General features: G+C 44.9%; 8 protein-coding genes. 5 read left to right on the forward strand and 3 right to left on the reverse strand.

Annotated features, from left to right (window positions below; translation table 11 throughout):
* Positions 1-302 precede the first annotated feature (302 nt).
* From QUA83_RS22630 to QUA83_RS22640, 3 genes are all read left to right on the forward strand, one after another.
* Positions 303-1265 carry a DNA polymerase III subunit delta' gene (locus QUA83_RS22630; RefSeq protein ID WP_333295983.1) on the forward strand — a complete coding sequence of 321 codons (963 nt, stop codon included), beginning with the start codon at positions 303-305 and terminating at the stop codon, positions 1263-1265.
* A 27-nt stretch (positions 1266-1292) separates the two neighbouring features.
* A complete protein-coding gene (msrA, locus tag QUA83_RS22635; protein WP_445301800.1) occupies positions 1293-1778 on the forward strand; it encodes a peptide-methionine (S)-S-oxide reductase MsrA in 486 nt (161 codons plus the stop codon).
* A 552-nt stretch (positions 1779-2330) separates the two neighbouring features.
* Positions 2331-3167, forward strand: coding sequence for a metallophosphoesterase (locus QUA83_RS22640; protein ID WP_333295986.1), 837 nt, complete (start codon positions 2331-2333; stop codon positions 3165-3167).
* A 149-nt stretch (positions 3168-3316) separates the two neighbouring features.
* On the opposite strand, the gene rppA is transcribed toward QUA83_RS22640, so the two are convergent.
* The 3 genes from rppA to QUA83_RS22655 form a co-directional block, all read right to left on the reverse strand.
* Positions 3317-4003 carry a two-component system response regulator RppA gene (gene rppA, locus QUA83_RS22645; RefSeq protein WP_333295989.1) on the reverse strand — a complete coding sequence of 229 codons (687 nt, stop codon included), beginning with the start codon at positions 4001-4003 and terminating at the stop codon, positions 3317-3319.
* 52 nt (positions 4004-4055) lie between these two features.
* Complete coding sequence (locus QUA83_RS22650; protein ID WP_333295992.1) at positions 4056-4706, reverse strand: glutathione S-transferase family protein; 651 nt, start codon at positions 4704-4706, stop codon at positions 4056-4058.
* A 522-nt stretch (positions 4707-5228) separates the two neighbouring features.
* Positions 5229-5486 (reverse strand): hypothetical protein, encoded by a 258-nt coding sequence (locus QUA83_RS22655; RefSeq protein WP_333153943.1) that lies wholly within the window; start codon positions 5484-5486, stop codon positions 5229-5231.
* A 198-nt stretch (positions 5487-5684) separates the two neighbouring features.
* Between QUA83_RS22655 and hisG the strand changes: the two genes are divergently transcribed.
* Positions 5685-6329 carry an ATP phosphoribosyltransferase gene (gene hisG, locus QUA83_RS22660; RefSeq protein WP_015174599.1) on the forward strand — a complete coding sequence of 215 codons (645 nt, stop codon included), beginning with the start codon at positions 5685-5687 and terminating at the stop codon, positions 6327-6329.
* Between the two features lie 512 nt (positions 6330-6841).
* Positions 6842-7273, forward strand: a 432-nt coding sequence (locus QUA83_RS22665) for a transposase (RefSeq protein ID WP_333295996.1), incomplete at its 3' end; no start/stop codon positions are given.

Below are 7273 nucleotides of genomic sequence, written 5' to 3' on the forward strand. Positions count from 1 at the left end.
ATTAAACCACAATAACCTTTTGGTACTATAGCAACCACCCCCGACGCTTAAGATGTTCTTAATTGCTGAAACCCTAGATTTTATTCCTTCATCCTTCATCCTGATATCCGTTACATCTGAGATCTTGCACCCTTCTCAATTACTTGTTTAGGAACAAGCATCTTGCCTGTTCCTAAACAAGTAAAATTAACTCTTTGTGGAACAGGCATCTTGCCTGTTCCTGAGAATGGTGCAAGATGTGAGTTACATCCGTTACATCCGTTACCGAATCCGTTGCCGAACTTCCTTCTTCCTAAGCAAACATGAATTATTTCACATCATTAATCGGACAAGAGCGAGCAGTAGAATTGCTAACACAAGCAGTCGAGCGAAACCGAATTGCTCCGGGTTATTTATTTGTCGGATCTAACGGCATCGGCAAAAGTTTAGCTGCTCAGTGTTTCATCGAGCTTTTATTCTCAGCCAATCTTCCCGAAACCAGACTAACAGCGTCCGTGCAAAATCGCGTGAGACAGCGAAATCATCCAGACTTACTCTGGGTAGAACCAACTTATATGAACCAAGGCAAACGGCTTACGCCAAAGGAAGCAGAGGAAGCAGGTTTAAAGCGGAAAGCACCGCCACAAATTCGCTTAGAACAAGTTCGAGAAATCGGTGATTTTCTCAGCCGACCGCCGCTAGAAGCTGCGCGTTCAGTCGTAGTTTTGGAACAAGCAGAAACAATGGGTGAGGGAGCAGCTAACGGCTTGTTGAAGACATTGGAAGAACCGGGAAAAGCAGCGCTAATCTTAATTGCTCCGACTGTAGAAGCTTTGCTGCCAACTTTAATTTCTCGTTGTCAAAAAATCCAGTTTTCACGGCTGAATCCCGAAGCAATGGCACAAGTTTTGCAGCAAGCCGGATTCGCGCAGATTTTGGATCATTCCGAGGTACTGGGGATGGCTCAGGGTAGTCCGGGCGAGGCAATTGCGATTTGGCAGCAACTGCAATCAATACCCGATGATTTGCTGCAAAAGGTGAAGCAGTTGCCTCAAAATCTGCGGTCTGCTTTGGAATTAGCCAAGGAAATTGATAAAACTTTAGATACTGAATCTCAGTTGTGGTTAATCGATTATTTACAGCATTGTTACTGGCAGCAATTTTTGGCAGGGGGAATTAGTCGATCGCCCCTAGAGCCCTTGGAGAAAGCACGACAATATTTGTTAAACTACGTACAGCCGCGATTAGTTTGGGAATGCACACTAATGGGAATATGTCAAGCATAACCTAGTGGCAAGTTTGAACCCAATACGATGAGTAACACGATGGAAAAAGCCACATTTGCCGCCGGTTGTTTTTGGGGAGTTGAACACAAGTTTCGCGCCGTTGCGGGTGTCGTCTCGACTGCTGCAGGCTACACGGGAGGTCACTGGCCGAACCCGTGCTACCTGGATGTTTGCGCCAGAGTCACTGGTCACGCTGAATCAGTGCTGGTAGAGTACGATCGATCGCAGGTGAGTTACGAAGCACTGCTAGATGTATTCTGGAACTGTCACGATCCCACCCAAATCAATCGCCAAGGCCCCGACAGAGGCGAACAGTACAGGTCTGTGATTTTTTATCACAATTCCGAACAAGAAAAAGCCGCTCGCCTCTCCAAACAAAAATTGGAAACTTCCGGTAAATACGACAAAGATATTGCCACCGAAATCAAACCGGCGGGTGAATTTTATCTAGCAGAGGATTACCACCAGCAATATATTGATAAGAAGCGGCTTTCGTCAAAAGTTATTAGTTAAAAAGTAGGCAGACGCGAGCAAAAATAAAAAATATTAGGGGCGGCTAAGGCAATGATCTATACTAGCCACAGTTTATGATTAATGCAAAACTCTGCCTCCCCTACGCCATGTTTATTTCCATTTACTTAGTAATAAATCATTAGTGATGAGATAGTGTTTGGCAGTGGCAATCCCCGCGTGGTATACCGATGCGATGGGGATGTGGCACTAATCTCAGCTTTGACAATTGCTAAAAGAATATAGATGCGGGGCGGGGAATGCCAGTCTGAAAAGGAGCGATCGCGTTTTAAACAGCTTGTTACGCAAGTCATAATATTATAAAAATGCTGTATTAGTTGGGCGCGTAAGACACTAACAATTTTGTAACAAAGGCTAACTGAAGATTGGGCATTTCTGTTTCAATTCTCTTGAGAAAATCCCACTTTTTGCGTCCCGGACTGTAGTCATTAGTCAGAGAACAGAAGGAAAAGGGAAGAATATCTAGTTTGGCAGTCTTGCTTGTTTATTTGCTAAGCTAGAGGTGGCGCTCTGTCATCAATAAACCTTAGATTTATGCACAGGTTATTAACTGGGAAACTGCGAGTAGAGCATTTAACAATACCGATAGCCAATCTTCCAGTAAATCTATCCGGTACTAAAATTGTACAGCTTACGGACTTTCACTATGACGGGGTGCGGCTGTCGGAATGGTTGCTAGAAAAGGCGATTGCTGCAGGCAATGAAGCCGAACCAGACCTGATTTTTTTAACTGGTGACTTTATTACTTACGATCCCGCACCTATTTACGACTTAGTGCAGCGATTGAAAAACTTGCAAAGTCGGGTGGGAATTTACGCGGTTTTGGGCAATCACGACCACTATTGGCCGGGGGCAAAGAGAGAGGTTGCTAATGCTTTAAATAGCGTCGGTATTCGGGTTTTGTACAACGAAGCAATCTATCCTTTGGGGTCAGAATTTGCTTTAGTTGGGTTAGCAGATTTTTGGTCTGGCGATTTTGCGCCTAAACCTGTAATGGCCTCAATAAATCCCGCGATTCCTCGGATTGTATTGTCTCACAATCCTGATACTGCTGAAAAGCTGCAAAATTGGCGGATTGATTTGCAGTTGTCTGGGCACACTCACGGCGGTCAAATCGTTATTCCCGGTATCGGCCCTTTGTACGCTTGGGTCAGAAAAATTGGCTATTTTATTCCTAAACGAATCCGAAAGTTCATTCCTTTTATGTCGGCTTGGGATCGAGTAGTTACTCACTGGGAATGGGCTAGCGGTTTGCATCAGGTTGGGAGTAATTTGCTGTACGTGAATCGCGGTTTGGGAACTTATTCGCCGGGAAGGCTATTTTGTCCCCCGGAGGTGACAGTAATTACTTTGGTGTCTCAAGATACGTAAAGGCTGGTTTAGGGTGCATACTTTCCCGATAATAGAGAGGAAGAAGGAAGAGGAAAGTTCGGCAACGGATTTTTTAACGGATATAACGGATGTCAGTCCGAGGGAAGAAGGAAGAGAGAAGAGGGCTTTTTGTACAATTGCTATTATTTTTAATTGGCTTCTCCAAAGCGATAGCCTCTGCCGTAGACTGTGTGGATTAGGACAGATTCGCCCGGTGCTTCTATTTTGCGGCGCAGCAGGCGAATTTGAGCGGCTAATACATTGCTGCTGGGTTTTTCTGCTTCACTCCACAAATACTGGTGGATTTGTTCGTGTGTTAGCAATTGACCGGTATGGCGCATTAAGTATTCTAATAACTGACATTCTTTTTCTGATAAGTCAATTGTACGATCGCCCCGATAAGCTAATTGATTGTCGTAGTCTAGCTGTAAATCTGCAACTTGCAGCCGGCCGACAGCAACCTCGGCATCAAAAGTAGGAGGCCGCCGCAGCAAGGCGCGGACTCTGGCTAGCAGTTCTCGCAGTTCAAAAGGTTTGACTAAATAGTCGTCGGCACCTGCGTCGAGTCCTTGTACGCGATCGTCTACGGTATCTTTGGCAGTGAGAAATAGCACTGGCGTATTCCGTCCTTGCGATCGCAACTTCTGGCAAATTGCCAGTCCGGTTTGTCTCGGTAGCATCCAATCCAAAATTAGTAAATCGTAATTGCCCTGCATTGCTAAATTGCTGCCAGTTTCTCCGTCAAATGCCACATCAACTGTATAACCTTCGCGGCTTAAAACTCGACTCAAAGGGTCAGTTAACTCAACTTCATCATCAACTAAAAGAATCCGCATCCTGATTTCAAATTTGAGATTTGAGATTTGAGTTTAAGTAAACTGATTTTTGCTAGATTTTAATGTGTGGAATACTTTCCGTTTCGCTGTAAGCTGCTGCTACCCATTCCTGGATGGCAGGCAAGGCCAAAATCGCATCCGCATAAGCTTTTGTTACTGAATCTAATTTGACTCCGTAGGTGACAAAACGCATGACAACGGGGGCAAACATAGCGTCCACTACTGTGAATTTGCCGAACAGCATATTGCCGCCTGTTCCGAATTTTTGACGGCATTCGCGCCAAATGGCAAAGATGCGATCGATCTCTGCTTCTACACCGGGAGTCCTCCCTTCTCCCGGATAGCGGTTGCGGCAGTCCATCGGCATATTGTCGCGCAAATTTTGGAAACCCGCGTGCATTTCGGCGCAGATGGAACGGGCGATCGCCCGTTCCGCTACATCTGTCGGCCACAAATCATTTGCAAAGCGATCGGCAACGTATTCGCAAATTGCTAAAGATTCCCACACTTTCAAGTCGCCGTCGATTAAAACTGGCACTTTTCCCGATGGAGAATAGCGCTGAATTTCTTCATGGGTTGTCGGCCAGTCTAAGGGGATTCTCACCTCGGCAAATTCCAGTCCAGCTTGTTTCATCGCCAGCCAAGCGCGCAGCGACCAGGAGGAATAATTTTTGTTGCCGATTACCAGAGTCAATTTGGTCATAATGTAGCTGTCAGCTATTTCCGATCGTCCGTGCAATTTTAAGTTTTAGAGTTGAATACACAAAAGCGTGACACACAATGGCTATCGCGCGTTAGCGAAGCCCTCGAAGAGGATCGCCGCGTTGTCTGCACCAGCCTCTGCAAGAATTTTACCAAAAAATTGGGTCTAAAGCCCCGTCCTTCTAGGACGACTTTTTATTCTTGGTCGTGATAATATTGTAATGTGGCTAGGGTATTCAACCACATTAAAAACCCAGTCGCCTGAAGGCAACGCACCTTGAAAACTGAAGTTATGGGCTTGGGCGCCGAAAAGCTTGCGCGGGTAAAAACTTCGAGCAACAAGTACCAGAGAAACCAGTATTTTGGGTTTTGAATTGTACCGTGGGGCACACGGGAACAAGACTCTGCAATGAGTCGAAAGCTTGAGGACAGAACCATCTCTGGTAAGTACAGGAAGCTGTACTTATTAAGTGGACTGAATGATACAAGAATCTCTGCCCTTCTAGGGCGGAGAGTTGTCAAATTAACAGCCTCCCAGCGTTCCGCGTTTTTCTGCAAACTTCGATCGGGGGGCGCGATCGAACACGCTTGATTGCACATGAGATGAGAAGCCTCTGTCCCTGGGAACCCTTGCCTGGTTAGCGCTAGGTACAGCTACTGTATAGTCCATTTCCTCCCTCTCTACACCACCGCCTGAGAGGATTTCATCTACTTTAATCTTTTTCAGGGAATCCTGGTCTACACTGTGAAAATTTTCCTCAAATTCTTGATTATTTTCCATACCGACCGCCATTGAAAAAAGTGACTAAATAAAAAATTACTAAATATAATATATCCTCAAATAAAGGATCGAGCAATACCCGAAATTTATTTTTAGCTATGAACTATATGTGTTATTCTGAGTTTGGTAAAAGCTGTTTCTGCTTAGACCGCGCTCTCCCCCTTTCCAAATTAAGAAATTTACCCTCTAAAAATTGACATGATTACTGTTGCACTTCCCAAAGGCGGATTGTTAGGAGATAGCATTCGGCTTTTTAAATCCGTTGGATTAGACTTCAGTGCTTTTCTCGATTCCTCGAACCGACAACTTCAAATTTATGACCCAACAGGCACTGCCAAAGCTTTGCTAGTAAGGACGCACGACGTACCTGTTTATGTGGAATACGGCCAAGCGGATTTGGGGATTGCTGGTTATGATGTTTTGCGGGAAAAAAAGCCGAAAGTTGCCAATTTAATTGATTTAAAATTTGGCAAGTGTCGGCTGTCGGTGGCGGTCAAGGAATCTAGTTCTTATCGACGAACTGTGGATTTGCCTCCTCATGGTAGAGTTGCTTCTAAGTTCGTACACTGTGCGAGGGAATATTTTCACAATTTGAATTTGCCGGTGGAAATTGTGCCGCTTTACGGTTCTGTGGAGTTAGGGCCGATTACCGGGATGTCGGAGGCAATTGTGGATTTGGTTTCGACTGGCAAAACTTTGCGAGAAAATGGTTTGGTGGAAATTGATGTTTTGTTTGAAAGTTCGGCTTATTTAATCGGTCATCCTCTGAGTTACCGTTTGAATGCGGGGGGGGTGAATGAGTTGATCGGGAAGTTGAGAGAGCAAGTTTTGACGGCTGTTTGATGGTCTAAAATTAGAGTGCTTTGATTGGTTCCTAGATAAGTAGAGAAACGGCATTGGCCATTGGCGTCAAATTTAGCTGTCAGTCCGCCCAGTTTTTCCGTCCGCCCGTCAGTCCGCCAGGGAATGAATTCCACGGGGCTGATAGCTAAAGTCCTCTCAAAGAGGACTGAATAACTCATTAATCCTATGCAAGAGGACTTTAGCTTTGAGGCAGGGGTTTCAATCCCTGCCGGACTATTAGTTGTACGTTAAGTTGACACTAAACGGCAATGTCGTGTCCTACTCCCTGCCCCGGACACGGCATTGCCGTGTCCCTACAGATGCTAGCCTACTTTTCATAATTCGTATAGGTTCGTAGCCAGGACTTTAGTCCTTATTTGCGCTAAGAAAGAGGACTGAAGTCCTCACTAGGGCGTCGGTTCAGTATTAGGAGTTGACAAAACAAACTGAAAATGATAGGTGAATTGAAAAGCCTGTTAAATTCTGACAATCAGGAAGAAGGAAGAAACCTTATGCGCCCTCCCTTATGGCATCCTCCAATTGAACTCTCAGAAACAGAAGCGTTGATTATCAAGCGCATTAAACGAGCCAAGTTATTCACGTTTCTTCGACTGAACCGTTCATTCATATTTAATGATGAGTTTCAAGAACAACTGGCTACAATTTTTAAATACAGCACAGTAGGTCAGGGCCCAGTTCCTCCTGCACAAATTGCTCTGGCAATTATTCTGCAAGCCTACTTAGGCATTTCTGACGATGAAGTAATTGAAGAAATGCTCATGGATCAACGTTGGCAGTTAGTTCTCGATTGTCTAAAGTGTGAAACTCCCCCTTTTAGCAAAGCCACTTTGGTGAGATTCAGAAATCGCTTAATTAAAAAAGAACTAGACCAACGTTTAATTGACCGCACCGTAGAAATTGCCAAACAAAAAGGTGGATTTGGC

It is taken from the genome of Microcoleus sp. K1-B1 (assembly GCF_036704705.1).
Lineage (GTDB): Bacteria > Cyanobacteriota > Cyanobacteriia > Cyanobacteriales > Microcoleaceae > Microcoleus.